24 protein-coding genes are annotated in these 25,857 nt (G+C 71.1%); 13 read left to right on the top strand and 11 right to left on the bottom strand.

The genetic code is table 11. The features are described 5' to 3' along the window. The first annotated feature begins 2 nt into the window (after window positions 1-2). Entirely contained in the window at window positions 3-1,355 is a 1,353-nt protein-coding gene (locus ACW4TU_RS37895; protein WP_457420851.1) for a hemolysin family protein, read from the top strand. Beyond that, window positions 1,352-2,437, top strand: coding sequence for a hemolysin family protein (locus ACW4TU_RS37900; protein ID WP_457420853.1), 1,086 nt, complete (start codon window positions 1,352-1,354; stop codon window positions 2,435-2,437). The genes ACW4TU_RS37895 and ACW4TU_RS37900 overlap by 4 nt, the downstream gene beginning before the upstream one ends. Window positions 2,438-2,642: 205 nt before the next feature. On the opposite strand, the gene ACW4TU_RS37905 is transcribed toward ACW4TU_RS37900, so the two are convergent. Continuing rightward, window positions 2,643-4,508, bottom strand: a complete 1,866-nt coding sequence (locus tag ACW4TU_RS37905; RefSeq protein ID WP_457420855.1) for an AAA family ATPase — start codon at window positions 4,506-4,508, stop codon at window positions 2,643-2,645. 430 nt (window positions 4,509-4,938) lie between these two features. After that, a complete protein-coding gene (locus tag ACW4TU_RS37910; protein ID WP_457430521.1) occupies window positions 4,939-5,559 on the bottom strand; it encodes a uridine kinase family protein in 621 nt (206 codons plus the stop codon). A gap of 235 nt (window positions 5,560-5,794) precedes the next feature. On the opposite strand from ACW4TU_RS37910, the gene ACW4TU_RS37915 reads away from it, so the two are divergent. The 3 genes from ACW4TU_RS37915 (at window position 5,795) to ACW4TU_RS37925 (ending at window position 8,244) form a co-directional block, all read left to right on the top strand. Continuing rightward, window positions 5,795-7,159: a peptidase C39 family protein gene (locus tag ACW4TU_RS37915; RefSeq protein ID WP_457420857.1), complete on the top strand. Its 1,365-nt coding sequence runs from the start codon at window positions 5,795-5,797 to the stop codon at window positions 7,157-7,159. 163 nt (window positions 7,160-7,322) lie between these two features. Then, window positions 7,323-7,466 carry an SCO1431 family membrane protein gene (locus ACW4TU_RS37920; RefSeq protein ID WP_457420859.1) on the top strand — a complete coding sequence of 48 codons (144 nt, stop codon included), beginning with the start codon at window positions 7,323-7,325 and terminating at the stop codon, window positions 7,464-7,466. Between the two features lie 118 nt (window positions 7,467-7,584). Further along, on the top strand, window positions 7,585-8,244 hold the full coding sequence (locus ACW4TU_RS37925; protein ID WP_457420861.1) for a TetR/AcrR family transcriptional regulator: 660 nt from the start codon (window positions 7,585-7,587) through the stop codon (window positions 8,242-8,244). Window positions 8,245-8,298: 54 nt separating this feature from the next. Here the strand turns inward: ACW4TU_RS37925 and ACW4TU_RS37930 are convergent, their stop codons facing one another. Continuing rightward, window positions 8,299-9,555, bottom strand: coding sequence for a glycoside hydrolase family 18 protein (locus ACW4TU_RS37930; RefSeq protein ID WP_457420863.1), 1,257 nt, complete (start codon window positions 9,553-9,555; stop codon window positions 8,299-8,301). A gap of 321 nt (window positions 9,556-9,876) precedes the next feature. Here ACW4TU_RS37930 and ACW4TU_RS37935 point away from each other — a divergent pair, with 321 nt between their 5' ends. After that, on the top strand, window positions 9,877-11,049 hold the full coding sequence (locus ACW4TU_RS37935; RefSeq protein ID WP_457420865.1) for an acyl-CoA dehydrogenase family protein: 1,173 nt from the start codon (window positions 9,877-9,879) through the stop codon (window positions 11,047-11,049). Here the strand turns inward: ACW4TU_RS37935 and ACW4TU_RS37940 are convergent. After that, window positions 11,012-11,299, bottom strand: coding sequence for a hypothetical protein (locus ACW4TU_RS37940; protein WP_457420867.1), 288 nt, complete (start codon window positions 11,297-11,299; stop codon window positions 11,012-11,014). The two genes, ACW4TU_RS37935 and ACW4TU_RS37940, sit on opposite strands and share 38 nt — an antisense overlap. A gap of 164 nt (window positions 11,300-11,463) precedes the next feature. Continuing rightward, window positions 11,464-11,901, bottom strand: a complete 438-nt coding sequence (locus ACW4TU_RS37945) for a hypothetical protein (RefSeq protein ID WP_457420869.1) — start codon at window positions 11,899-11,901, stop codon at window positions 11,464-11,466. Window positions 11,902-12,169: 268 nt separating this feature from the next. Here ACW4TU_RS37945 and ACW4TU_RS37950 point away from each other — a divergent pair, with 268 nt between their 5' ends. From ACW4TU_RS37950 to fxsA, 4 genes are all read left to right on the top strand, one after another. Further along, complete coding sequence (locus ACW4TU_RS37950; protein ID WP_164314928.1) at window positions 12,170-12,610, top strand: Lrp/AsnC family transcriptional regulator; 441 nt, start codon at window positions 12,170-12,172, stop codon at window positions 12,608-12,610. An 80-nt stretch (window positions 12,611-12,690) separates the two neighbouring features. Beyond that, a complete protein-coding gene (locus tag ACW4TU_RS37955; RefSeq protein ID WP_457420872.1) occupies window positions 12,691-14,307 on the top strand; it encodes an amidohydrolase in 1,617 nt (538 codons plus the stop codon). Window positions 14,308-14,843: 536 nt separating this feature from the next. Then, the gene (locus ACW4TU_RS37960) at window positions 14,844-15,638 is read left to right on the top strand and encodes a polyprenol monophosphomannose synthase (RefSeq protein ID WP_457420874.1); all 795 of its coding nucleotides are present in this window, start codon (window positions 14,844-14,846) and stop codon (window positions 15,636-15,638) included. Window positions 15,639-15,728: 90 nt separating this feature from the next. Further along, complete coding sequence (fxsA, locus tag ACW4TU_RS37965; RefSeq protein WP_457420876.1) at window positions 15,729-16,319, top strand: FxsA family membrane protein; 591 nt, start codon at window positions 15,729-15,731, stop codon at window positions 16,317-16,319. A gap of 191 nt (window positions 16,320-16,510) precedes the next feature. Here fxsA and ACW4TU_RS37970 read toward each other — a convergent pair whose 3' ends face one another. The 4 genes from ACW4TU_RS37970 to yczE all read right to left on the bottom strand — a co-directional run bounded on the left by ACW4TU_RS37970 (window position 16,511) and on the right by yczE (window position 19,975). Beyond that, a complete protein-coding gene (locus tag ACW4TU_RS37970) occupies window positions 16,511-16,885 on the bottom strand; it encodes an RNA polymerase-binding protein RbpA (protein ID WP_164314920.1) in 375 nt (124 codons plus the stop codon). A 267-nt stretch (window positions 16,886-17,152) separates the two neighbouring features. After that, complete coding sequence (locus ACW4TU_RS37975) at window positions 17,153-18,514, bottom strand: MFS transporter (RefSeq protein ID WP_457420878.1); 1,362 nt, start codon at window positions 18,512-18,514, stop codon at window positions 17,153-17,155. Window positions 18,515-18,557: 43 nt separating this feature from the next. Then, the gene (locus ACW4TU_RS37980) at window positions 18,558-19,325 is read right to left on the bottom strand and encodes a glycerophosphodiester phosphodiesterase family protein (RefSeq protein ID WP_457420880.1); all 768 of its coding nucleotides are present in this window, start codon (window positions 19,323-19,325) and stop codon (window positions 18,558-18,560) included. Continuing rightward, window positions 19,322-19,975 carry a membrane protein YczE gene (gene yczE, locus ACW4TU_RS37985; protein WP_457430522.1) on the bottom strand — a complete coding sequence of 218 codons (654 nt, stop codon included), beginning with the start codon at window positions 19,973-19,975 and terminating at the stop codon, window positions 19,322-19,324. Before yczE ends, ACW4TU_RS37980 begins: the two co-directional genes overlap by 4 nt. Before the next feature lie 107 nt (window positions 19,976-20,082). Here yczE and ACW4TU_RS37990 point away from each other — a divergent pair, with 107 nt between their 5' ends. After that, window positions 20,083-21,582, top strand: coding sequence for an SCO1417 family PLP biosynthesis transcription factor (locus tag ACW4TU_RS37990; RefSeq protein WP_457420882.1), 1,500 nt, complete (start codon window positions 20,083-20,085; stop codon window positions 21,580-21,582). Between the two features lie 30 nt (window positions 21,583-21,612). On the opposite strand, the gene ACW4TU_RS37995 is transcribed toward ACW4TU_RS37990, so the two are convergent. Further along, window positions 21,613-23,169, bottom strand: a complete 1,557-nt coding sequence (locus ACW4TU_RS37995) for an ATP-binding protein (RefSeq protein WP_457420884.1) — start codon at window positions 23,167-23,169, stop codon at window positions 21,613-21,615. Window positions 23,170-23,204: 35 nt separating this feature from the next. Next, on the bottom strand, window positions 23,205-23,399 hold the full coding sequence (locus tag ACW4TU_RS38000) for a hypothetical protein (RefSeq protein ID WP_006377407.1): 195 nt from the start codon (window positions 23,397-23,399) through the stop codon (window positions 23,205-23,207). 236 nt (window positions 23,400-23,635) lie between these two features. On the opposite strand from ACW4TU_RS38000, the gene ACW4TU_RS38005 reads away from it, so the two are divergent. Both ACW4TU_RS38005 and ACW4TU_RS38010 read left to right on the top strand, forming a co-directional pair. After that, window positions 23,636-24,028, top strand: coding sequence for an ankyrin repeat domain-containing protein (locus ACW4TU_RS38005; RefSeq protein ID WP_164408571.1), 393 nt, complete (start codon window positions 23,636-23,638; stop codon window positions 24,026-24,028). A gap of 301 nt (window positions 24,029-24,329) precedes the next feature. Beyond that, window positions 24,330-25,760 (top strand): HEAT repeat domain-containing protein, encoded by a 1,431-nt coding sequence (locus ACW4TU_RS38010; RefSeq protein WP_457420886.1) that lies wholly within the window; start codon window positions 24,330-24,332, stop codon window positions 25,758-25,760. Window positions 25,761-25,857: the final 97 nt, after the last annotated feature.

Here is a 25,857-nt window from a genome sequence, read left to right on the forward strand (position 1 = left end):
TCATGACCACCCCCCTGCTGCTCCTTGGCGCGGCATTCCTGCTGATCCTGGCCAACGGCTTCTTCGTGGCCGCCGAGTTCGGCCTCGTCACGGTCGAACGGCCGGACGCGGAGAAGGCCGCCGCCGAGGGCGACCGACGGGCCCGTACGGTCGTCGAGTCGCTCAAGGAGCTGTCCTTCCAGCTCTCCGGCACCCAGCTCGGCATCACCATCACCTCCCTCGTCGTCGGCATGCTCGCCGAGCCGGCGCTCGCGGAGCTGCTGCACGGCCCGTTCACCGCGATCGGCCTGCCCGAAGGGGCCGTCCCCACGATCTCGGTGATCGTCGGCATGCTGCTGGCCTCGGCCGTGCAGATGGTGATCGGCGAACTCGTGCCCAAGAACTGGGCGGTCTCCAGGCCGCTGCAGGTCGCCCGCTTCGTGGCCGGCCCGCAGCACGCCTTCTCCCGCCTCTTCCGCCCGGTGATCGCCGCGCTCAACGCGGTGGCCAACCGCCTGGTCCGTGCCCTGGGCGTCGAACCCACCGCGGAACTGGCGTCGGCCCGCACCCCGGGCGAACTGGTCTCCCTGGCCCGGCACTCGGCCCAGGCCGGCACACTGGAACAGGACACCGCGGACCTCTTCGTACGGACGCTGTCGCTGGGCGAGCTGACCGCGCAGCACGTCATGACCCCGCGTGTGCGGGTCAGCGCGCTGCAGTCGTCGGCCACCGCCGAGGACGTCGTCAACCTGACCAGGGCCACCGGCCTGTCCCGCTTCCCCGTCTACCGGGAGCGGATCGACGAGATCGTCGGCATGGCCCACCTCAAGGACGCCCTCGCGGTTCCCGCGGGGGACCGGCTGCGCACACCGGTCGGCCGGATCGCCCAGTCACCGCTGCTGGTCCCCGAGACGCTCCCCGTGCAGCCGCTGCTCGAACTGCTGCGCAGCCAGCAGCCCATCGCCGTCGTCGTCGACGAGTACGGCGGTACGGCGGGCGTGGTCACCCTGGAGGACATCGTCGAGGAACTCGTCGGCGAGGTCCACGACGAGCACGACGACGTGCTCAACGAACCGACCGAACTCGCCGCCGCCCCGCCCGAGGACGGCCGCCCCGCCTGGGACGCCGACGGCAGCTGCCGTGTCGACATCCTCCAGCGCATAGGCCTCGACGTACCGGAGGGGCCGTACGAGACGGTCGCCGGCCTCGTCGCCGACCTGCTGGGCCGCATCCCGGTCCCCGGTGACCGGGCCGAACTGCCGGGCTGGCGCCTGTCGGTCCGCCAGGTCGGCCACTACCGGGCCGAGCGGGTACGCCTGACCAGGGCAGAGGGTAGTCCGAAGACGGCGGACCTCGCGGTGGAGGCGGCCCGATGAGCGTCCTCCAACTCCTCTTCGCCCTTCTCCTCGTGCTCGCCAACGGCTTCTTCGTGGGCGCCGAGTTCGCCCTCGTCTCGGTCCGCCGAAGCCAGATCGAACCGCTCGGCACGGCGCGGGCCCGCCAGGTGCTGTACGGCCTGGAACGGCTGCCGCAGATGATGGCCGCCGCCCAGTTCGGCATCACCATGTGCTCACTGACCCTGGGCGCGGTCGCCGAACCGACCGTGGCCCAGCTGCTGGAACCGCTCTTCGAGGCCGCCCATCTGCCCGAGGGCATGATCCACCCGCTGGGGTACGTCATCGCGCTCGCGCTCGTGGTCTTCCTCCACCTGGTCATCGGGGAGATGCTCCCGAAGAACCTGGCGATGGCGGCGCCCGAGAAGACCGCGCTGTGGCTGAGCCCGGGCCTGGTCGCCTTCGCCCGCGTGTGCGGGCCGGTCACAGTGGGGCTGGGCGCCTGTGCCCGGCTCATCCTGAAGCTCTTCCGCGTCGAGCCCAAGGACGAGGTCGAGGCGGTCTTCACCAGCGAACAGCTCAACCGCCTGGTGGAGGACGCCGGCCAGGCCGGACTGCTCGACCCCGGTGAGCAGGAACGCCTGGAGGACGCGCTGGAACTGGGCTCCCGCCCGGTCACCGACGTCCTCCTCGACCGTGAGTCCCTGGTGACGGTGGGCCCGTCGGTCACCCCGGGCCAGGTCGTCGCCCTCACCGCCCGCACCGGCTACTCCCGCTTCCCGGTGGTGGCGGACAACGGCGCCTTCATGGGCTACCTGCACGTGAAGGACGTACTGGACCTGGAGGAGTCGCAGCGGGCGGTGCCGCAGCACATCTGGCGCGCCATGACGACGCTGCGCTCCGAACTCCCGCTGGACGACGCGCTGACGGTGATGCGCCGGGCGGCGACGCACCTGGCCCAGGTCGCGGACGGTTCGGGCCGGGTGATCGGCCTGGTCGCGATGGAGGACGTACTGGAACTCCTGGTGGGCGAGGTACGCGACCCGGCCCACCGCCAGACACCCCCGGCACCGAAGGTGACGGAACCCAGGGCAGAGGTACAGAAGGAGGCACTGGCGAGCTAGGCGCTCCGCTGGAGGGGCGGGTTGTTCTGCCGGCCCGGTGGAGCTGGTCGCGCAGGTCCCCGCAGGCACCCGGCTGGCTGCGGGCATGCGTGCCGCTAAGGGCGGCACGGGTGGGTCACGCGGCACCCCGTAAACGCCGGGCCGCGTGACCCACCCCTCAGCACCAGCACCGGGCGCCAAACTCCGAGGCGTCCGGTCAGGGTGCTCAGGGGGCCGACGGATCCTGTGGCCCCCGCCCCGACAGGACCTCCCCGTACGCCTGCATGAGGTCCGGCAGCCGCAAGGTCGACAAGTCGTCCCGGGTCAGCGTCCCCGGATACACCGACAGCCGCAGATCCCGGTACGCACAGCTCTTCTCGTACAGCGTCCGTAGAAACCGCCCGTTGCCCAGCTCGTCGATCCACCCCTGGTCCACCACATGCCCGGCGATCGAGCGCAGCTCGTCCAGCGCCTCCTCGTCCCACACGTCACCGTTGTCCGCCGCCAGCACCTCGCCGATGGAGGTGAGTTCGAGCGGACGGTACGAGGGGAAGTCGACGCGGGTCGTGAAGCGGGACGACAGCCCGGGGTTGGCGGCGAGGAGCCGGTCCATGCCCTCCGGATAGCCGGCCAGGATCACCACCAGGTGGTCCCGGTTGTCCTCGGCCCGCTTCAGCAGCACCTGCAGCGCCTCGTCGCCGTACGCATCGCCCTTGCCGTACCCGGAGTTGGAGAGCGAGTACGCCTCGTCGACGAACAGGACGCCCCCGATCGCGGAGTCGATCAGCTCGTTGGCCTTCACCGCGGTCTGGCCGAGATACTCGCCGACCAGGTCCGCCCGCTGCGCCTCGACCAGATGGTCACCGCCGAGCAGCCCGAGCGCGTAGAACACCCGGCCGAGGATGCGTGCCACCGTGGTCTTGCCGGTGCCTGACGGGCCCGAGAAGACGAAGTGCCGCTTCGGCGGCTGGACCGGCAGTCCCTGCCCCGCCCGCAGCCGCGCCATGTTCAACTGGGCGGAGAGCGCCTTCACCTGGCGCTTCACCGGTTCCAGACCCACCATGCACTCCAGCTGGGCCAGTGCCTCGTCGAGCAGCGCGGGGTCGGTCGGGCCGGTCGGCAGCGGCTGCACCGGAAGGGCGGCCTTCTCCCGCACCGAGTCGGTCGCGGACGGCAACGGGCTGCCCGGCGGCGGGAGTTCGGGCTCCGAGAGCTTCAGGTCGCGGCCCTCGCCGCCGAAGAGGGGGTCGATGCCGTCCGGGCTCTCCAGCAGTTCCTGTCCGATCCCGGAGAGCGTGATCGCCGCGAGGTCGGCCGCCTCGTCGTACCCGTCGCCCTCGGAGATCGCGGCGAGCCGCGCCGAGGTGTCCATGAACGCGGCGTCCACGCGGTGCACGGCCCGGTACAGGGGGAGGGCCGCCGCCGAGCGGCCCGTGCCCTCGTGGGCCCGCGCCAGCCAGTACCGCAGCTCCTTGCGCTGCGGCTGCTCGCTGCGACAGCGCATCAGAGCCGCCGAGAGCAGTGGCTCCGCCTGCCCGAACATCTCCAGGCGCACCCGGGCCATGCCACCGAACAGACCCGCCTCGATGCCCAGCAACGTGTCGTTGATCAACGGGTCGGTGTGCCGGACCAGTTGCTCCCAGTCCTTGACGAGATAGGCGCGGCACGCGTGCAGGAAACGGACCTGTGGGTCGGTGTCCACCGGCGGCAGACCGGCCAACGCCCGGTCCAGCTCCGGCACATGGCGGCCGTCCAGCCAGTGCGAGGCGTGCGCGAGCAGCAGATCGCGTGGGCTCTCGAGCACCGGCTGCACCCACCAGCCCAGCCAGTACCAGGAGTTGAGGGTCCGGCGGTGACGTGCGCGCTGCTCCCCGAAGCGCTCCCGGTGCCGGAACATCCGTAGCAGCGCGGTCGTCGTGTCGACGCGCAGCGCATGCAGTCCGAGCCAGCCGTCGGCCATCCCGGGATCCATCCGCACCGCGGTGCGGAACTCCTCCTCCGCCTGCGGATAGGCGCCCATCGTGTAGGCGTCCACACCTCGCAGCCAGGCGAGGTCGGCCGGGGCCTCGGGGCCCTGCGTGCCGAAGTCCATCACGTCCCCCACAAACCGTGCCCCCGATTGCCTCTCCGACGGGCCGGTGCCCGTCGGCAGCTTGGTCGAACCGCTGTGCCGCGGACGGGAGTTGCAACGGTGCGCAGAGCAGCCGTCCGAGTCGCACCGAGGGCATCGTACCTGCGCTTCACGTGCCCGCAGCAGGGTGCCGTACAGGCTGTTTGACGAGGTGGGAGCAGATGGGGCGCACACGGCGCAGTCACCGAGGGTGAACGGATCGCGCCTCGGAGCGGCCGGAAAACGGGCCACGGGCAGAACGAAGCCCCCGATCACGGGGGAACAACCGGGGGCTTCGCGACTGTGGGCGGCTCCGAATGGCCGCGCATTCAGAACGTAAGTCCTGTACGGCTCACCGGTCAAGCCGAGTTGAAGCACTCGGAGAAGTTGCGTGAAAAGGGTCTTCACAAGTTCAGCACACAGCGGACGGCCCGTCACGGTGAGTCACAACCTGGTCTGATCCAACGGCCCCGGCAGGCCCCGGGAGCACCTCGTACCCCTCGCCGCACTGCCGCACCAGCAGTTCGGCGAACGGACGCGAGGGGTCCGCGGCGAAGTGCCGCCGTTCCGCGCCGACCCACCCGGCCCAGAAGCCGCTCTGTTCCGCCCCGTCCCGCGACCGCCCGCGCGCCCAGGCCTCCTCGTCCGTCAGTTCCATCCACAACAGCCGCGCCAGAAACGGCCGTAGCGCACGCCGTCCGGCCCCGACTCCCTCCACCAGCACCACGGGCGCGGCCGGCAGGGTCCGGGGCGGTCCGAAGCGCCGGGACGTCCAGTCGTAGGGGGCGTAGGAGGCGCTCTCGCCGCGCCGCAGTGGCTCGATCACCTGGCCGACCAGACGTTGCGTCCACTCGAACAGCTCGTCGTGGGTCGCGATGTCGTCGAGGTGCAGCACGGGCGCCCCGTCGAGAGCGGCGGCCAGTCGTCCGGCGAACGTGGTCTTCCCGGACCCCGCGTGTCCGTCGACGGCGATCAGCCGGACCGGGCCGCAGGAGGGCGGCAGTAGGCGCAGGGTGCGGGCGAGGTCGTGGATGACGGTTCCCGGAGGGTGACGGGGTGAAGGGATTCGGACATATTGCCAGGGCGCATTCTAGGGACCTGCCGGGCGCCGCCTTCGCCCGCACCCCAGGTCACGCCAATGGTCGAGACCAAAATTCCTGGGCGTGGCATGGCCCGAGATGCTGGCAGGAGCAGGTCATCGGCGGCCATAGTGGGCGCACAGCCGTGCACTGTCCCGCCCGCCTAGGACACCTGGGGGTCACCCGCCCATGAGCAGAGCCGAAGAGCCGTCCCGCAGAACCGTCCTCGCCGCGGCGGTCGCCGCCGCCGTCGCGGGCAGCGCCGGCCCGGCTGCCGCCGCCACCCCGGACGTGACCATCCACGAGACCGCGGCGGACCCCGTCCGCCCCGTCGACAACCGCGCCTGGACCTCGTACGCGGACTGGTGCGCCGGCACGGCCAAGGGCACCCGTGCCGTCGCCGGTGCGCGGCCCGGTGTCGTGATCGGGGCTCCGGTCGGCACGGTCGACTACACCGATCCGCACACCGGTACGACGGCGGCCTGGGAGTACGCGACCTGGACATCCCCTGTCCACCGGCTCACGGTGCCCGCCACCGAGGTCATCGCCTCCTGGAACGCCCGTACCCCGGCCGGCACCTGGCTCCAGGTCGAGCTGACCGGTACGTACTCCGACGGCACGGCCACCCCCTGGTACGTGATGGGCTGCTGGGCCTCCGGCGACCAGGACATCAAGCGGACCTCCGTCGACGACCAGACCGACGACCGGAGCACGGTCTGGACCGACACCTTCGCCATCGACGACCCGGCCACGGGCCTGCGTCTGGACTCGTACCGGCTGCGCCTGACCCTCTACCGCAGGCCCGGCACCACGGCCACGCCCACGGTCTGGCGGCTCGGCGCGATGGGCTCGGACGTCCCGGACCGCTTCACCGTCCCCGCCTCCACGCCCGGCGCGGCCAGGGAACTGACCGTCCCGCGCTACTCGCAGGAGATCCACAGCGGCCAGTACCCCGAGTACGACAACGGCGGCGAGGCCTGGTGCAGCCCCACCTCCTCGCAGATGATCATCGAGTACTGGGGGCGGAAGCCCACGGCGGCACAACTGGCCTGGGTCGACCCGGCCTACGCCGACCCGCAGGTGTGCCACGCGGCCCGCTTCACCTACGACTTCCAGTACGGCGGCTGCGGCAACTGGCCCTTCAACGCGGCCTACGCGGCGACCTACAAGGACCTCCAGGGCGTGGTCACCCGGCTGGGCTCGCTCACCGACCTGGAGACGCTGATCGCGGCCGGCATCCCGGCCATAACGTCCCAGTCGTTCCTCAGGACCGAGCTGACGGGGGCGGGGTACGGCACCTCCGGCCATCTGATGACCGTGATCGGCTTCACCGCCGACGGTGACGTGATCGCCAACGACCCCTTCTCGGTGACCGACGAGGCCGTGCGTCGGGTCTACGCCAGGCGCGAGTTCGAGAACATCTGGCTGCGGACCAAGCGGTACAACGCCAGTGGCAAGGTCGTGTCCGGCACCGGCGGCGTCTGTTACCTGTACTTCCCGGCCCGGCCGAGCACCGCCCAGCGCGCCGCGCTGGCCGCGGTGGGCGTTCGCTGAGCCGAGGAGGAGCGTGACGGCGTGCGGCGGCCCCCGGGAGACCGGGGGCTGTCCGTTTTCCGGCGGGATGTGACCAACGTCTCCGCCGCTAAAGCCCCGATGAATGGCAAGGTGGACAGAACGGTGGGGGGAGTCCATCGCACACCGACCTCAGTGAGATGCCATGACCGCGAGCACTGCCGCAGCCCTCGCCCGCACCCGTACCGGTGGTCCCCGGGAGGACGGCCCGAAGATCTTCGAGCACGTCATGGGCTGGACGTTCGTGGTCGTGCTCGCCATGCTCGTCGTCCAACTCGGCCTGCTCTGACCCGGTGCGATCCGCCTCGAACGGGCCCTCGCCCTGTCGATCAGAGTCGAACGTGCAGGTGGCTCCGGTCTGCCATACTTCGGATGTCCCGCCCGCAGTTGGAGACCAGGGCCCCAAGTTGAACAGTAGTCGACAGCCTGCCACCGAACGCCCGCGGGCGCGCGGCACCGACCGCTCCCTGACGCGACGCGCCGAACTCATCGCCATCGGACGGAAGTTGTTCGCCGACAGGTCGTACGACGCCCTGTCGATGGACGACATCGCACGTCAGGCGCAGGTCGCCAAAGGACTGATCTACTACTACTTCCAGTCCAAGCGCGGCTACTACCTCGCCATCGTCGAGGACTCGGTCGCCGACCTGGTCACCTTCGCGTCCAGCGGCCTCGTCCACGCACCCGTGGACCGGGTGCACCGCACCCTCGACGCCTATCTGCGGTTCGCCGAGCACAACCAGGCCGCCTACCGCACGATCGTCAGCGGCGGCGTCGGCTTCGACGCCGAGGTGCACGCCATCCGGGACGGGGTGCGCGAGGCGATCGTCGCGACCATCGCCGAGGGCGCGTACGGCAGACAGGACATCGGACCGCTGGCCCGCATGGGCCTGTTCAGCTGGGTGTGCAGCGTGGAGGGCGCCACCCTCGACTGGATCGACCGCCCCCAGCTCTCCCGCGACACCATGCGCGAGCTCCTGGTGAAGATGCTGGGCGGCGCCATGCGCGCCATCGAGGAACTCGACCCGACGTATGTGACACCGGAGCCGGCCCGCCGGGACAACTGACGGCGAAGGGGCGAAGGCTCGTGGCCCCCGCCCCCAACCGCCCTCCGGGTGGGCCTACTTGATCGCCCTGACCAGCTCACCGTTCGAGGTGTCGCCGCTCAGCTCCCAGAAGAACGTGCCGCCGAGCCCCTGCTGGTTCTTGTACGCCATCTTCGTGCCGATGGTCGCCGGGGTGTCGTAACTCCACCAGTCGCTCCCGCACTTGGCGTAGGCCGTCCCGCCGACGGTGCCCGTCGCGGGGCACTTGGACTTCAGCACCTTGTAGTCCTCGAAGCCCGCCTCGTACGTACCCGCTGCCGGACCGGTCGCCGTGCCGCCGGGTGCCGCCTGGGTGACGCCGGTCCAGCCGCGCCCGTAGAACCCGATGCCGAGCAGCAGCTTGGAGGCCGGGATGCCGAGGCCCTTGAGCTTCGCGATGGTCGCCGAGGTGTAGTAGCCGGCCTGGGGGATGCCTGAGTACGAGTTCAGCGCGGAGTGCGGTGCTGTCGGACCGGTCGCCGCCCAGGCGCCGAAGTAGTCGTACGTCATCGGGTTGTACCAGTCGACGTACCGGGCCGCGCCCGCGTAGTCCGCCGCGTCGATCTTGCCGCCGGCGGTGGCGTCGGCCGTGATCGCGGCCGTGACCAGGTTGCCGGAGCCGAACTTCGCCCGCAGCGCCGCCATCACGTTCTTGAAGGCCGCCCTGCCGCTGGTGTCGCAGGTGTTGCCGCAGGCGTTCGGGTACTCCCAGTCGATGTCGATGCCGTCGAACACGTCGGCCCACTCGGAGTTCTCAACCAGGTCGTAACAGGACTTGGCGAACGCGGCCGGATTCTGCGCGGCCTCGCCGAAACCGCTCGACCAGGTCCAACCACCGAACGACCAGAGGACCTTGAGGTTCGGATGCTTCCTCTTCAGCTCGCGCAGCTGGTTGAAGTTGCCGCGCAGCGGCTGGCTCGCGGTGTCGGCGACCCCGTCCACCGACTCGGCGGCGGTGTACGCCCGGCCGGTCGCCGCATCGGCGTCGCCCATCGCGCACTTGCCGCCGGTGACGTTGCCGAAGGCGTAGTTGATGTGGGTCAGGCGGGCGGCCGAACCGGACGTCTGGATGTTCTTGACGTAGTACTTGCGGTCGTATGTGCCCCATTCGGTGAAGTAACCGACGACCTTGGAGCCGGCGGCCTTCGGAACGGGCTCCACGGCGGACTTCGAGGCCGGCTGCGCGGCGGTCGCGGTGCCCGCGCCGGCCAGGAGTCCGGCGCCGAGAACGGCACAACACGCGGCGGACACAAGCGCCTTGAAGCGGACGCGGGGGAGATGCGGTCGGTGCATCGAGCTGTCTCCTCGGGAGGGAGGGGAGCGTGGGGGAGGTGGTGTCAGGAACCGAGGGCACAGTAAGAGGACTAGACCAGTTCGGTCAATGGTTCGGACCAATTCCCGGGCGAGACCGATGCCCCGAGGTGTGATCGAATAAACGCTCGTTAACCAGTGACGCGGTGCCGCCGATCGGGCATACTCGCAGCTCCACAGCCGTTCGCCGACCGCTTCCGTGACCCGGAAGGGCCAGCATCGGCCGTGACCAGTGAGACCGGCGGACGCCCCCTACTCAGGCGCGCGTGTGCCGTCGCGCCCGACAGGGAGGAGAGCGTCGACATGCCCGATTACGCCCCGCAGCCGGTGGACCGTCAACTGCCAACGGACGAGGCACGGGACCTGATCTCGCTCGTCCGTGACATCGCCCAGCGCGAGATCGTCCCGAAGGCGGCCGAGGAGGAGGAAGCCGGCCGCTTCCCACGCGAAGTCTTCGCCCTGCTCTCGGAGTCGGGGCTGCTCGGCCTTCCGTACTCCTCCGATTACGGTGGCGGCGACCAGCCGTACGAGGTCTATCTCCAGGTCCTCGAAGAACTCGCCGCGGCCCGCCTCACCGTCGGCCTCGGCGCCAGCGTGCACACGCTGTCCTGCCACGCCCTCGCGAGCTACGGCACCAAGGAGCAACAGGCGGAACACCTCCCCGCGATGCTCGGCGGCGGCCTCCTCGGCGCGTACTGCCTCTCCGAACCCGCGTCCGGCTCCGACGCCGCCTCCCTGAGCACGAAGGCGGTCCGGGACGGCGACTTCTGGGCGCTCACCGGCACCAAGGCCTGGATCACGCACGGCGGCATCGCCGACTTCTACACGGTCATGGCACGCACCGGCGAGCAGGGCCCGCGCGGAATCACCGCGTTCCTGGCCCCGGGAGACGCGGAGGGGCTGGTCGCCGCGGCGCCGGAACGGAAGATGGGCCTCAAGGGCTCACCCACCGCGCAGATCAACTTCGACGGGGTCCGGCTGGACGGCGGCCGGCGCATCGGGGAGGAGGGGCAGGGCTTCGCGATCGCACTGTCCGCGCTCGACTCCGGACGCCTCGGCATCGCGGCCTGCGCGATCGGTCTGGCCCAGGCGGCACTCGACGAGGCGGTGGCCTACGCGACCGGACGCCGGCAGTTCGGGCGGCCGATCTCCGACTTCCAGGGACTGCGCTTCCTGCTCGCGGACATGGCCACGCAGATCGAGGCGGGCCGGGCGCTGTACCTCGCGGCGGCACGGCTGCGCGACGCCGGCCGGCCGTTCGCCAAACAGGCCGCCATGGCCAAACTCCTGTGCACCGACACGGCGATGAAGGTCACGACGGACGCGGTCCAGGTGCTCGGCGGCTACGGCTACACCGCGGACTTCCCCGTGGAGCGCTACATGCGCGAGGCCAAGGTCCTGCAGATCGTCGAGGGCACCAACCAGATCCAGCGGATGGTCATCGCCCGTCACCTGGCGGGTCCGGAGACGCGCTGAACGGGTCGATCACGATCCCGAGCCCGAGCGGCGGCGCCGCGAGCCGGACCCACTCCGGGTCGTAGCGCCCCGGCAGGGTGCGGCCGTCGTCGGCCCAGGTGCGCAGCAGGGCGCGGTAGATGGGCGGGTCGGACGGAGCCGGCGGGTTCGGCCGGCCCTGGTTCGGCAGATGTCGCTGAACCGATTCTGCCGGGCCGGAGTCGTAGAACTGGCGCGTGCGCCCCTGCGCCGCGTACGTGGGGGTCGTCATGCCAGGGGAACGCGGTGAAGGTCGCTCAGGTCACCGCGCGCTGGATTCGGCCCTGCGTTCGCGACGGCACACGCGCGCGCTGGACCCGCACCACGGCAGCCTGCGATTGCCGCGGTGCAGGGACGTTCAAGAGATCGAAGATCGGGAGATTCGAGCGGAAGCGCTCAGGCGGCGTGGCGCCGCAGTACGGGGACCCGCATCGGACGTGAGGCCGGTCCGCCGACGTGCGAGAAGGGCTGGGTCCGCCAGTCGAGCCCCTGAGGGAGCGTCAACAGCAGGGCGGTGTGCTGCTCCTGGGGCTCCGCGGACTCGTCCGCGGACCTGGCGTCGGCCGCCGCGCGGCCCGTACCGGCGCAGACCGTGAGCCCGAACGGGTTCCACGGTGACGCGCACAGCGCGTGCTCCGGCAGGATCTCCTCGTCCGCGAGCAGCGCGATGGGCTGCGTGCAGTCCGGGCAGATCACCCGGAACATCTCGAAGGTGTCGTAGTCGTCGAGTTCCTCGACGTCGAGCGCGTCGGGTTCGATGCCCTCCGGCTCGGATTCGACGACCGACTGGGGCTTCTTGGGCGCGGTGCGACCAGGGCGCTTAAGACTCTGCATGGGTAACTCCCCCTCGGGCTGGGCCGACAAGGCAACTGCGGCCTCGGCCACAGCAAGCACTTCCCGCCCCGTCTCGGCGGTAATCACGAGACCATCACGGAGCATGTTCGAGGGCTGTGGTGTTCGTCACATGCCGTCCGCAGGTGCCCATGGCGATGCTTTTGTCCCTCGTCCGGCCCACAGCGCACCCTCGGTCACATCACGAACAGGGCATGACCTGCACCGCTCGGGTATCGGAGGAGATCAACCGCACTGTAGGTTCTGCGCCATGGAGGAGCTGGACCGACAGATCGTGCAGCTGCTCGTCAAGGACGGGCGGATGAGTTACACCGACCTGGGCAAGGCCACGGGCCTGTCCACGTCTGCCGTGCATCAGCGGGTACGCAGGCTGGAACAGCGCGGCGTCATCCGCGGCTATGCCGCGGTGGTCGACCCGGCGGCCGTGGGGCTGCCCATGACGGCCTTCATCTCGGTGAAGCCCTTCGACCCCAGCGCCCCGGACGACATCGCGGAACGCCTCAGGGACGTCCCGGAGCTCGAGGCGTGCCACAGCGTGGCGGGCGAGGAGAACTACATCCTCAAGGTCCGCGTCGCCACCCCCCACGAGCTGGAGGAGCTGCTGGCCAGGGTGCGCACCCTGGCGGGTGTCTCGACCCGCACGACGGTGGTCCTCTCGACACCGTACGAGGCGAGACCGCCGAAGATCTGAGGGTGCTCGGCAGGGTTCGGGCTGCCCGGCAGAGACGCCCCAGGTGAGGGTCCGCCGGGCACCCGCGAGAAACTGTCCTCATGAGCGAACGCCCGGCACCGCCCGACACCGTCCTCCTGCGCGGCGGCGAAGTCCACAGCCCCGCCGACCCCTTCGCGACCGCGATGCTCGTCGAGCGCGGACATATCGCCTGGGTCGGCTCGGAAGGCGCCGCAGACGCCTTCACGGGCGCGGCGGACGAGGTGATCGACCTCGACGGCGCCCTCGTCACCCCGGCGTTCACCGACGCGCACGTGCACACCACCGCCACCGGCCTCGCCCTCACCGGCCTCGACCTGTCCGACGCCCCCTCCCTGGACGCGGCCCTCACCCTCGTACGTGCGTTCGCCGCCGCCCGCCCCGCCGACCGCGTTCTCCTCGGGCACGGCTGGGACGCCGCCCGCTGGCCCGGCGGCCGTCCGCCGACCCGCGCCGAGCTGGACGAGGCCACCGGCGGACGCCCGCTCTACCTCAGCCGCATCGACGTCCACTCGGCGGTCGTGACGACGGCACTGCTCGACCTGGTACGGGGCGACACCGGCCGCTCCGACGCCCCACTGACCGGCGACGCCCACCACACGGTCCGCGCCGCCGCCCTGGGTGCGGTCACCCCGGCACAGCGCACCGAGGCCCAGCGGGCCGCCCTCGCACGCGCCGCCTCGCTCGGCATCGGCTCCGTCCACGAGTGCGCGGGACCGGAGATCTCCTCGGAGGACGACTTCACCGGCCTGCTGCGCCTCAGCGCCGAGGAGCCGGGTCCGCGCGTGGTCGGCTACTGGGCCGAACAGGGCGACGAGGGGATCGAGAAGGCCCGTGCCCTCGGGGCGATCGGCGCAGCCGGTGACCTGTTCGTCGACGGCGCCCTCGGCTCGCACACCGCCTGTCTGCACGAGCCGTACCGCGACCGGGCCGGCCACACGGGCACCGCCTATCTGGACACCGCCGCCGTCGCCGCCCATGTCGTCGCCTGCACCGAGGCCGGCCTCCAGGCGGGCTTCCACGCCATCGGGGACGCGGCCGTGACCTCTGTGGTGGAGGGTGTGCGCGCAGCCGCCGAGAAGGTCGGCCTGGCCCGCGTCCGAGCCGCCCGGCACCGCGTCGAGCACGCCGAGATGCTCACTCCCGAGACCATCGCCGCCTTCGCCGAACTGGGCCTCACCGCTTCCGTGCAGCCCGCCTTCGACGCCCTGTGGGGCGGCGAGGACGGAATGTACGCCCAGCGCCTGGGCGCCGGCCGTGCGCGGGCCCTGAACCCCTTCGCGGCTCTCCTGAAGGCCGGTGTCCCGCTCGCCCTGGGCTCGGACAGCCCCGTCACCCCCCTCGACCCCTGGGGCACGGTCCGCGCCGCCGCCTTCCACCGCACCCCCGAACACCGCGTCTCGGTCCGCGCGGCGTTCACCGCCCACACCCGCGGCGGCTGGCGGGCCGTCGGCCGCGACGACGCGGGTGTCCTGGTGCCGGGCGCGCCCGCGGACTACGCCCTCTGGCGTACCGACGCCCTCGTGGTTCAAGCGCCCGACGACCGGGTCGCCCGCTGGTCCACCGACCCCCGCTCCGGCACCCCGGGCCTGCCCGATCTCACCCCGGGCGCCTGCCTTCCCGTATGCCTTCGCACCGTGGTGGGCGGACGGACGGTGTTCGTACGGCCGGGCGAGTGATCTCCCGGGGTGGCGCGGTACGGATCGGTGACCGAAACGCCGTCGCGCGACCTGCGCATCTCGGCGCTGACCAGCCGATCGATGAAAGAACCGCAGTTCAAGCAGCTGTTGACAGCCGACGGCAGCGGGCCGGTAGGTTCGGCCGGGTCCACCACCGGACGCCCGACCGGGGAACCTCCGCGCAGTCGCCGCAGCGCCGCTGGGTCAGGGGTGATGTGCCGCACCGGCGCACCACCACTGGCAGCCAGGCCCAGCGCCCGCGCCACGGCGACGGAACGTTCCACCCGGTCGGCAAGGTGTGACCCGGGTGGGGCCCGGACGTCCAGTAGACAACGGCATTCGGTCGACCCGCAGCCAGCGGGTCCCAGGCCGGCCCGAAGGGCGCCGGGCCCCGATCCGCAGCGTGCGAGAGGTGACGAAGCGGACCCCTTACCCGGCTCTTGCCGAACAGACACCCCCGTACGCACGTGCTGACAGGTCGGCGCAGGCTGCGGCCACTATGGTGGACCTCTGCGTACGGACTTGAAGGGGCAGCAGTGAACGACGGCGACGGGACCCTCGCGGCGGAAGCCCAGGGACGGCGGTTCGGCCCGCTCGGCACGGCCTTGGCGATCATTCCGACCTACAACGAGGCGGAGAACATCAAGAAGATCGTCGGCCGGGTGCGCGAGGCGGTCCCCGACGTGCATGTTCTCGTGGCGGACGACAACAGCCCCGACGGCACCGGCAAGCTCGCCGACGAGCTGGCCGCCGGGGACGACCAGGTCCAGGTCCTGCACCGCAAGGGCAAGGAGGGCCTCGGCGCCGCCTATCTCGCGGGCTTCCAGTGGGGCATGGACAACGGCTACGGCGTCCTGATCGAGATGGACGCAGACGGCTCCCACCAGCCCGAGGAACTGCCCCGTCTGCTGACCGCCCTCAAGGGCGCCGACCTGGTCCTCGGCTCCCGCTGGGTACCCGGCGGCCGGGTGGTCAACTGGCCCAAGTCCCGCGAGCTCATCTCCCGCGGCGGCAGCCTCTACTCCCGGGTCCTGCTCGACGTACCCATCAGGGATGTCACCGGCGGCTACCGCGCCTTCCGCCGCGAGACCCTCGAAGGCCTCGGCCTCGACGAGGTCGCCTCGCAGGGTTACTGCTTCCAGGTCGACCTGGCCCGCCGCGCGATCCGGGCCGGCTATCACGTGGTCGAGGTGCCCATCACCTTCGTGGAGCGCGAGCACGGCGACTCCAAGATGAGCCGCGACATCCTGGTCGAGGCGCTGTGGCGGGTCACGACGTGGGGCGTGGGGGAGCGAGTGAGCCGGGCCCGCGGCAGGACCAGGAAGCCGTAGCGGTCCCTCCGGGGATGCACGTACGACGTCACAGGTCTTGTTGATCGTCCTCTTATCCTGTGCTGAGCCCGGTCCAGGCACACTGGACGCATGACGACTGGCGCACCGACCCCCGTTCACCCAGCCCGGCCGCGGCGTTCCCGGCTGCGCACCTTCCTGCCGCTGGGCATCGCCGCCTGGCTGGTGCTGGAGATCTGGCTGCTGTCCGTGGTCGCCGGCGCGGCGAGCGGCTTCGCGGTCTTCGTGCTCCTGGCAGCCGGTTTCGTGCTCGGCTCCGTGGTCATCAAGCGGGCGGGCCGCCGGGCCTTCCGCAACCTCACCCGGACGCTGCAACAGCAGCAGGGCGGCACACCTGCGCCTGCGGCCGGCACGGCCCGCCCCGGCGGGAGCGAGGGCAACGGCCTGCTGATGCTCGGCGGTCTGCTGCTGATGCTGCCCGGTCTGATCTCGGACGCGGTGGGCCTGCTCCTGCTGATCCCCCCGTTCCAGAAGGCGATCAGCCGCTACGCGGAACGTACCTTCGAGCGCAAGCTGAGGGAGGCGACCCCGGGCACACTGGGCGACGCCTTCCAGCAGGCGAGGATGCGCCGCCCGGACGGCAAGGTGGTCCAGGGCGAGGTCGTCCGGAACAACGGGGCGGGCGGGACCGCGGGGGAGCGGCGCCCGCCGCTGACGGGCTGACGCCCCGGTTCCACCATGCGACGGGCCCGCGCCTCCTCGGCGCGGGCCCGTCGCAGCGCGCCCGGGCCGGCCGCGACCTCGGTCGCCGACCGACCCCGGAAAACGCAAAACCGCAGGCGCCGTACGCCGAATTCACGTACAGCACCCGCGGTGTCACGCGTGCGTTGTATGCCGCCCAGTCCCCGGAGGGACTACGCGGACTTGCGGCTGTCCCGCGGATGTACCGCGATGTTCATCGCTCCGGAGCGGAGTACGGCCAGTCGCTCCTCGAGGACCTCTTCGAGTTCCTCTCGGGTGCGCCGCTCCATCAGCATGTCCCAATGTGTACGCGCGGGCTTGGCCTTCTTTTCCTCAGGGCCGTCGCCGTCCACGAGGAGTGCCTGGGCCCCGCAGACCTTGCACTCCCACTCGGACGGGATCTCCGCCTCGACCGAGAAGGGCATCTCAAAACGATGGCCCTTCTCGCATGCGTACTCCACGGCCTGGCGCGGGGCCAGGTCGATGCCGCGGTCCGTCTCGTAGCTTGTCACCACGAGGCGCGTACCGCGAAGAGCTCGCTCACTCATGAATCGTGCCTCCCGGGCTTGTCGCCCACAGGACAGGTGTCGCTGTCGTCGTCATCCGGTCAACGTCCGGTCGGCGGTAAAGATTCCCGTCCCGTGTCCCGTTTCGGGTCATGCGTCGCCGTCGTAGCTGTCCCTTGTTGTACCCACCAGTGCCCGGTTTGTCACATCTGCAAGCAGATATCACGCAGCGTTTCGTCATCTTTGACGCGCAGTAACGGTACGCCTGGCAGGCCAACGGCGTACACTACCGCTTTTTTGCCGCTGGTGCTAAATCCTTTCGGGAACGGGATTGCCCGCGTCGCGGATCGCCCGCCCCACCGGAACCCGGGCAAGCAGCACGAACCCGATGACGAAGAAGGCCACGAGCGAGATGATCGCGTCCCGGTAGCTTCCGGTCAGCTGGTAGGTGATCCCGAACAGAAGCGGGCCGAGCCAGCTCATTCCGCGGTCGCTCATCTCGTACGCCGAGAAGTACTCGGCTTCCTTGCCGGGCGGCACCAGATGTGAGAAGAGCGACCGGGACAGCGCCTGACTGCCGCCCAGGACCAGGCCGATCCCGGCGGCCAGCACGAAGAACCACACCGGTGCGCCGGCCGGCAGGAAGTACCCCGCCGCCAGTGTCACCGTCCACGCCACCAGCGAGCCGAGAATCGTCCGCTTGGCCCCGTACACGCGGGACAGTCGGCCCATCCCCAGGGCACCCGCCACCGCCAGCACCTGCACCAGCAGCACCGCCCCGATGAGGGTGGACTGGCCGAGTCCGAGCTCCTCCGAGCCGTACACCGAGGCCTGGGAGATCACGGTCTGGATGCCGTCGTTGTAGACCAGATAGGCGAGCAGGAAGGCGAGGGTGAGCGGGTGACGGCGCATGTCGCGGACCGTCGCCGCGAGTTGCCGCAGGCCCGGGGAAGTGGCCTTCTTCGCGGCTGCCTCCTCCGGGGCGGCCTGGTGGTCACGGAGCCTGCGCAGTGGTACGAGGGTGAAGGCACCCCACCACAGACCCGCCGAGGCCAGACAGATACGGACGGCCATGCCCTCCGAGAGGCCGAAGGAGTCGTGGGCCGTGTACAGCACCAGGTTGACGACGAGGACCAGTGAGCCCGCGGCATAACCGAACGCCCAGCCGCGCGAGGAGACCGCGTCGCGCTCCTCGACCGTGGCGATCTGGGGGAGGTAGGAGTTGTAGAGCATCATCGACACGGACTGGGCCGCGTTGGCGACGATCAGCAGCAGCCCGCCGAGGAGATACCGGTCGCCGTCGAGGAAGAACATGCCGGCCGTCGCCGTGGCGCCCACATAGGCGGCGGCTCCCAGGAGGGGCTTCTTTCGGCCGGTACGGTCGGCGGCGGCGCCCACCAGCGGCATGACGATCACGGCCACGATGACCGACAGGGACACCGAGTACGCGAAGAACGAACCGGCGCGGACCGGTATGCCCAGCGGATGTACGAACCCGTCCGTGTCCGCCGCCTCCTCGGCGACCGACGTCAGATAGGGGCCCAGGAACACGGTGAGCACGCTCGTCGAGTAGACGGAGCACGCCCAGTCGTAGAAGTACCAGCCGCGCTGCTCACGGCGGCGCCCGGCGGCCTCGTCGGCCGCCTCGCCCCGCACGGTGTCGGTGCCCACCCGTGCCCCTCGCTTTCCCCGTGGAGACGGTGCGCACGGGGAGTCAGAACCAGGTGCCCCGGTCCTCCAGAACCTTGCGCAACGTGTCGATGTGATCGGTCATGATGCCATCGACTCCCAGGTCCAGGAGCCGGTGCATGCGATCGGCATCGTTCACTGTCCACACGTGGACGTGCAGCCCGCGCGCGTGGGCGGTGCGCACGAAGCTCCGGTCCACCACCGGTATGCCCGACTGCTCCTGAGGGACCTGTGCGGCGACCGCGGACCGGCGCACCCCCACCGGCAGGCCCCAGGAGCGCAGCCGCAGGTTGAGGACGCCCCGGGTGCCGTACGAGGTCGCCAGGCGCGGACCGGCGAGGCGTTGGGCGCGCACCACACGCGCCTCGGAGAAGGAGCCGACGCAGACGCGGTCCCAGCAGTCGGTGCGCTCGATCAGGTCCAGGAGCGGGCGCAGCGCGGGCTCGGCCTTGACGTCGACGTTCCAGCGCGCCCCGGGGAAGGCTTCGAGCAGGTCTTCGAAGAGGGGTACCGGTTCGCTGCCCGCCACGCGCGCGTGCTGTACGTCGGACCAGGGGAGGTCCGCTATCAGGCCGCCGCCGTCCGTCACCCGGTCCAGTGTCGAGTCGTGAAAGGCGACGAGTTTTCCGTCCGCCGTGCAGTGCACGTCGGTCTCCAGGTAGCGGTAGCCCGTCTCGACCGCCCGCCGGAACTGGAACATCGTGTTCTCCAGCCCGTCCGCCGCCCCGCCCCGGTGGGCGAAGGGGATCGGGCCGGGATGGTCGAGGTAGGGATGACGTATCGGCGTGGTCACGGTCGCAGTATCGCCTCCTCCGGTTGACCGGCGGCAACGGCCGTGCTGCCGTGCGGTGCCGCCGGGACGGCGAACACGCGCAGGAACAACTGCGCCAGCGGTCCGATCGCCACCGCGTACAGGACCGTACCGATCCCCACCGTGCCGCCCAGGGCGAAGCCCGTCGCGACCACCGCCACCTCGATCGCCGTACGGACGAGCCGGATCGAGCGGCCGGTGATCCGGTGCACGCCGGTCATCAGGCCGTCGCGTGGGCCCGGGCCGAAGCTCGCCGCGATGTACAGGCCGGTGGCCACGCCGTTGAGGACGATGCCCGCCACCAGGAGCGGGACGCGGGCGGCGAGGGCGTGGGCGGCGGGGACCAGGGCGAGGGTGCCGTCCATGGCGAGGCCGACGACGAAGACGTTCGAGACCGTGCCGAGGCCAGGGCGCTGACGCAGCGGGATCCACAGGAGCAGTACGGCGGCGCCCACGAAGATCGACACGACGCCGATGGTCAGCCCGGTCAGCTCGGCCAGCCCCTGGTGCAGCACGCCCCACGGCTCCAGGCCGAGGCCCGACTCGACGAGCAGGGCCGAGCTGGCGCCGTACAGCGCGAGTCCGGCGTAGAGCTGGATCAACCGTCGGCCGAGCCGGTCCGGCGCTGACAACGAACTCATGAGCTGCCCCTGTACTGGTAGTGGCCTGGCACATGACACCCTGTGGCTTGGGATCGGATCCCATACATGGCCAATTCGGGGAAGGTGGACTGATCTGCATGGTGCAGTGGACTTCGGCGGTGGGTACCGCGCAGCTAGCCCGGCTGCTCACCTCGCAGCAGGACCGCCCCGCGGGGCCCGGCACCCGTCGGCCGCCCGCCTACCGCTCCCTGGCCGACGGCATCCGCCTGCTGGTCCTGGAAGGCCGGGTGCCGGTCGCCGCCCGGCTCCCCGCCGAACGCGAACTGGCCCTCGCCCTCTCCGTCAGCCGCACCACGGTCGCCGCCGCCTACGAGGCGCTGCGTGCCGAGGGTTTCCTGGAGTCGCGGCGCGGCGCGGGCAGCTGGACCGCTGTACCCGCGGGTAACCCACTTCCCGCGCGCGGGCTCGAACCCCTGCCTCCCGAGGCGCTCGGCTCGGTGATCGACCTCGGCACGGCCGCCCTGCCCGCGCCCGAACCCTGGCTCACCCGCGCCGTCCAGGGCGCCCTGGAGGAACTGCCCCCGTACGCGCACACGCACGGCGACTACCCGGCCGGGCTGCCCGCGCTTCGCGCGATGATCGCCGAGCGGTACACCGCGCGCGGTATCCCCACCATGCCCGAACAGATCATGGTGACGACCGGTGCGATGGGCGCCATAGACGCGATCTGTCATCTGTTCTCCGGCCGGGGCGAGCGCATCGCCGTGGAGTCGCCCTCGTACGCCAACATCCTTCAGCTGATGCGGGAGGCGGGCGCCCGGCTCGTGCCCGTCGCGATGGCCGAGGGGCTCGCCGGCTGGGACCTGGACCGCTGGCGCCAGGTGCTGCGCGAGGCCGCGCCCCGGATCGCGTACGTCGTCGCCGACTTCCACAACCCCACCGGCGCGCTCGCCGACGAGGACCAGCGACGACAACTCGTCGAGGCGGCCCGCTCGGCGGGGACGGTGCTCGTCGCCGACGAGACGATGACCGAGCTGTGGCTGGACCCGGAGGTCGAGATGCCACGCCAGGTGTGCGGCTTCGACCCGGCCGGATCGACGGTCATCACCGTGGGTTCCGCCAGCAAGGCCTTCTGGGCCGGGATGCGCATCGGCTGGGTGCGGGCGGCTCCCGACGTGATCCGCAGCCTCGTCGCCGCGCGCGCCTACGCGGACCTGGGCACGCCCGTACTCGAACAGCTGGCCATCAACTGGCTGCTGAGCACCGGTGGGTGGGAGCAGGCAGTCGAGATGAGGCGTGAACAGGCCCGGGACAACCGGGACGCGCTGGTCGCGGCGGTACGACGGGAGCTGCCGGACTGGGAGTTCACGGTGCCCAGGGGCGGGCTCACGCTGTGGGTCCGTACGGGTGGGCTGTCGGGGTCACGGATCGCCGAGGCGGGGGAGCGGGTGGGGGTGCGGGTGCCCTCGGGGCCGCGGTTCGGGGTCGACGGTGCCTTCGAGGGGTATGTGCGCCTGCCGTTCACCGTGGGGGGAGCGGTGGCCGACGAGGCCGCAGTCCGGTTGGCCGCAGCGGCGCGGATCGTGGCGAGCGGGGGGTCGGGGGGCGCCGACTCCCCCCGCACCTTCGTGGCCTGAGCGGTGGGTCGGGCAGGGCCGGCGGCGCGGCTAGGCCACCGGTTCCTGCTCCTGCTGCTCCTGCTTCACGAGTGTCTGGGCCGACCGTGGTGGCAGCAGTTCCAGCACCGCCCGGCGCTGTGCCTCGCTCGTCGCGTCGTCGTGGGGGTCCGGGGTGGCCGGGACCTGGAGGCGGTGGACCGGGCCCGTGCCCAGGCGGGCGTAGCCGCGGCCGGGGGGCATGACCGGGACCGGTGTCGTGTGCGGGGGTGCGCCCAGGACCGCCTCCAGTTGGGTGGAGGACGCGGGGCCCAGGACGACACGCGCGCGCGTGTGCTGTCGTACGGCGTCGCTCAGGGTGTCCGCGCTGTCGAACTGTTCCGCCACCACGACCGTGACGTTCGCCGCCCGGCCGTGCCGCAGGGGGACCTGGAGCAGGGACTGGGGATCGGGGCGGCCGTCGGCGGCGGCCAGGTGGGCGAGGGCTCCCGGGCGGTCGAGGAGGAGCCAGAGCGGGCGTCGGGTGTCGTCGGGGAGCGGCAGGCCGGCCTGGCGGGCGTGGTTGGCCGCGATCAGCCGGCGTTCCGTTTCGCGGCCGGCCCATTCGAGGCTCGCCACGGCGCCGGACGCGGCGCACTCGACGGCCAGCACGCCGTCCCGGCCGGTCAGGCACGCGTACTCGCCCGTGCCGCTGCCGTCGACGATCAGGATGTCGCCGTACCGGAGGGCCTGGAGGGCGATCGAACGCAGGAGTGTCGTGGTGCCGCCGCCCGGCTCGCCCATCACCAGGAGGTGCGGTTCGGTGGAGCGAGGACCCGTGCGCCAGACGACCGGCGGGACGTCACGCCGCTCCTCGCCGTGGCTGAGGGGGAGCGTGCGCTGGACCTGGGTGGGGTCCGTGAAGCCGAGCACCGTCTCGCCCGGGGACGTGACGAAGCGCTGCGCGGCGATGTCGGTGGGCAGCGGCGGCAGGACGGTCATCGTGAGCTGGTTGCCCTCCTCGTCCCACGCGAAGTGGTACTCACGGCCTCGGCCCGACTTGGCGTGCAGCAACTGCTCGATCCGCGCGCGGGAGGCGGCCTCGCCGTCGGTGAAGTACGCCGGGTAGCGCGCCACCAGGTGCGAGACGCGGCCGGTGCCGTCGAACTCGTATGCGGGGAACGTCTTGTCCCAGTCGCCGCCGTGGGAGTAGAGGGGAGCGGGGTCGTCGGGGGTGGAGAAGTAGGGGACCAGCGCGTCGTACAGGGACTGGAGGCGCTGGGTCTGGGACTCGTCGGGGCCCTCGGGCTCCGCCGGGGTGCGGTCCCGGCCGTGCCAGGCCGCTGCCGCCATCACCGAGATGACGGCGAGCAGCGGGCCGTACGGCACGAGGGCCACGACCAGGACCACCGAGGCCACCAGGAACAGCAGCGGCCCGCGCCTGTCCTTGGGCGTGTCCGCCCACCTGCGCCGTCCGGCCGCGGCCAGTCGGCGAAGACCCCGGCTGATCGTGATCAGCGGGTGGAGGACGTCGGTGGCGCTGTCCGCAGCGGTCCGGGCCAGCTCCCGGCTCCGGGCGATCTGTGCGCTGCCGTTGCTCAGGATGCGGGGGAGGGGGCGCCGGGCCACTGCTGTCTCCTGGGTGCGTGTGGGCGGGACGGGCGTCAGAACTTGATTCCGCCGAGCAGGCTCGCGAGGCTCTCGCCACCGGCCTTGATGCTCGGTGCGATGGCGGTGCTCGCGAGGTAGAAGCCGAACAGCGCGGCGACGAAGGCGTGCGACCCCTTCAGTCCGTCCTTCTTGAAGAAGAGGAAGACGATGATGCCGAGCAGAACGACGCCTGACATGGAGAGGATCATGAGGATCTCCTGGTGTGGTGGGGACAGTCACCATGAGTTCTTCCAGGATCACAGCATGTATCCATACGATAAAAGGTGCATTCAGGTGAATTTCGGCATATTTCACTCGCTCGGCGTACCTGTTTGGTGTGGTCCGGGCGTGCTGATCTTTGCTGCTGAGGAGTCGGGTCATGCGCCTGTTAAGCCAGTACTCTGGCGATTCACCCGTACGGTTGTAACGAGAGGTGGTCCGGCTGATGAGTGAAGCCCCCGACCCCGAGGTCGTGGAGCTGGCGACGAAGATCTTCGATCTGGCCCGACAGGGGCAGACCGAGGCGCTCGTGGCGTATGTCGACGCGGGCGTGCCGGCCGACCTCACCAACGACCGCGGCGACTCCCTGGTGATGCTCGCCGCCTACCACGGCCACGCCGACGCGGTCCGGGCGCTTCTCGCGCGCGGTGCCGACGGGGACCGGGTCAACGACCGGGGTCAGACACCACTCGCCGGAGCCGTTTTCAAGGGTGCGCAGGACGTCATCCAGGCACTCCTGGAGGGGGGCGCCAACCCGGCCGCGGGCATGCCCTCGGCACTCGACACCGCCCGGATGTTCGGCAAGACGGAACTGCTGGAGCTGTTCGGCGCGCACTGAGTCGTACGCGCTGACCAGCTAGGACAAGGAAAACGGGGGAGGCGGAACGGGGCCGCCGGAAATACGGTCGCGGCAGCTTGAACAGCCGGGTCATCATGACGTCGTGATTCATGGACGCGATGGCCGGGCAGAAGTTGCCGCACCGCGCGGGCCGTGATGCGGTCCGTACGGGCCCACCTACGAGAGGCAGAGGAAGATGGTCTACAGCAAGCAGGAAACGGCGGGCGCCCCGACGTGTTGTCACGTGGCCAGGTAAAGCAGGATCCCGGTTGCGTCGACGCTTGATGTGAGGCTGTTTCCCATGTTCGATCCGGTCATAGCGCCCAGCGGAACGCTGCTCGGCCTGCTCCAGAGGGGCCGCGGCGACGGCACGCTGCACGCGCTCACCGCACCGCGGGCCGACGCGCTCGCGGCACTGAACCACTGTGTGCTCCACGACCCCCGCCATGACTGGCAGGTGGAGAACCGCTCCCTTTACTACGCCCGTCTCTATGTCGATCTCCACGGTGAGCTCGACGAGATCGAGGCCCATCTCTTCGACGCCGAGGACATCCTCGACACCGACGAGTCACGCACCGGGCTCGCCCTCGCGGTCCTCGGGCACCTCGCCTCCTATGGCAGGCGGGACGCGCTCGAGGTGCTGCGCAGGTATGCCGCCACCGGCACCAGCTGGGCCTGGGCGCTGGACGAGCTGGCGCTCAGGGACGACGACGCGGGGCTGCGCGCCCTCGCCGCCCCCGTGCTCGCCCGCTTCGGCACCGACGCGGAGGGCGAGGCGGAACTCGCCTCCGTCGTGCGGGACGCCTTCGAGCCCCGGCCCTGGCGGCTGTGGGCCGACGATCCGCGCGAATCGATCTCCACGCGGGTGCGTGCCGCCCAGGAGACCGGCTGTTTCGACCGCTGGCAACGCCAGATGCGACCGTCCGGGCCCCGTCCGGGCTGGAGCGTGCAGGCCGTCTTCGAGTGGGCCCAGCAGGGCATCGACCGCGGTGCCGTGCTTCATGTGCCCGCCGCGCGCTGCCTGACGGCGGTGGCGGGTCCGGAGGACCGGCCCCAGATCCTGGAGGCGGCCCGCGGCGGTGGCGACGGCGCCCGGTGTACGGCCCTGCGCTATCTCGCGGACAGCAATGATCCCGATGCCCTCGATCTGGTCGAGGGCGCGGTCGCCGACGGTACGGCGGCCGTTGTGGAGGCCGCCGTCGACGCATTCGAACGTATGCGCAGTATCGCCGCCGTCGACCGTGCGCGCGGGTGGGTCCACCGACCGGATCCCCTGGGCGCCGCCTCCGGACGGATGCTCGCCTGCCTGGGCGGCACCCGGGACAGCGAGCTCGTCCTCGGCGCGCTGAGGGAGGCCGTACGGGGCGAAGGGCCCGACGCGCCGACCCTGTGGACCTTGGTGGACGGAGCGGGACGGCTCGGCATCGTCTGCGCGGCCCCCGTACTGCGCCACGTCTACCGCGAGACCGCCTCGTCCCATCTGCGCGGCCGGGCCGCCCGGGCCCTCGCCGCCACCGACCCCTCCTTCGCCGCCGGCTTCGCCGTCGAATGCCTGTGGGACTGCGAGGAGACCACCCGCGAGGTCGCCGCCCGACACGCCGAGACCGGTGACGCGAGGGTCGTCGACCAGCTGCGCAGACTCGCCGCCGACCCGGCCGAGGAGGCCGAGGTGCAGACAGCCGTACGAAGCCGGATCGGGCCCGACACCACCCGCCGTATGAACGGGGGATGACCCGGGGATCAGGAGCGTGTGGACGCGCGCCGACCCGGGAGGGGGCGGTGCGCAACGCTCACGGGACGTTCCCCGTCCGGAAAGATCGACGTTGACG

Source organism: Streptomyces kryoterrae (genome assembly GCF_054072135.1).